The organism is Streptomyces sp. GC420, from assembly GCF_009916105.1.
Classification (GTDB): domain Bacteria; phylum Actinomycetota; class Actinomycetes; order Streptomycetales; family Streptomycetaceae; genus Streptomyces.
Window position 1 is genome coordinate 1 of record NZ_JAAAXQ010000774.1, and the last position, 1055, is coordinate 1055.

Genomic DNA, 1055 nt, shown 5'->3' on the forward strand with positions numbered 1-1055 from the left:
CAACTCACGCTTGATGGTGGCGAAGAACGACTCGGCGAGCGCGTTGTCCCAGCACTGACCGGTGCGGCCGACCGACAGTCGAACTCCGAACTGGTCGGCCAGGGAAGCAAATTGCTGGCTGGTGTACTGGCAGCCGCGATCGGAATGGAAGATCACCGGACGGGTGGGGCGACGCTGTCGGCAGGCGGCCTTGAGGGCATCGGCGACCAGATCGGTCCGCAGATGATCGGCCGTCGCCCAGCCGACCACGCGCCGGGAAGCGATGTCGATGACGGTGGCCAGGTAGAGCCAGCCCTCCTCGGTCGGAACGTACGTGATGTCGCCGCACCAGCGGGCATCCAGCCCAGCGGGGTCGGGCTGGAAGTCCCGGACGACGAGATCGGGCCGCAAGGCAGCCCCCGGATCGACGATTGTGGTCAGATGCCGCCGTCTGCGATGCCGGCCCTGCAAGCCGGCGGCCCGCATCAACCGGGCAACACGGCGGCGTCCGCACTCCTCGCCCTCCCGTTGTAGGACGGCATGGACGCGCGGGGCGCCATAGGTGCCGCGCGATCGCTGGTGGACCTCGGTGATCTGCTCGGTCAGCTCGGCGTCACGGACCGCCCGGGGACCGGGTTTGCCGGTGCGGCGGGCATAGAAGGCGGTTCTGGAGACCTTCAGCAGCTCACACGCACGCTTGACGTTGTGGCCGCCCTGCTTCTCCGCCTCGATGAACGGGTGCACCGTCACCGGGTCTCCTTCGCGAAGAAAGCCGTGGCTCGCTCGAGGATGTCGACGTCTTCTCGCAGGCGGCGGTTCTCCCGCCGCAGCGCGGCCAGCTCCTCACGTTCACTGCTGGTCAGTCCGTCTCGCTCGCCCGCGTCGACCTCGGCCTGCTTGACCCAGTCACGCACCGCGGTTTCGGTCAGGTCGAAGTCCTTGGCGATCCGGCCGACCGAGCGGTCACCACGCCGGCACAGCTCGACGATCTCGGCCTTGAACTCCGGCGTGAACGAGCGGCGAGGGCGAGGCTTCTTCTTCCCCATGCTCTCCATGATGGACATCCTCCCGGGGAC

2 protein-coding genes are annotated in these 1055 nt (G+C 68.1%); both read right to left on the reverse strand.

Annotation, left to right across the window (positions count from 1 at the left end; all coding sequences use genetic code 11):
• Window positions 1-729, reverse strand: a 729-nt coding sequence (locus tag GUY61_RS38530) for an IS3 family transposase (protein WP_166634925.1), incomplete at its 3' end; no start/stop codon positions are given.
• On the reverse strand, window positions 726-1055 hold a 330-nt coding region (locus tag GUY61_RS38535), incomplete at its 5' end, for a transposase (protein WP_208106996.1). The genes GUY61_RS38530 and GUY61_RS38535, both read right to left, overlap by 4 nt.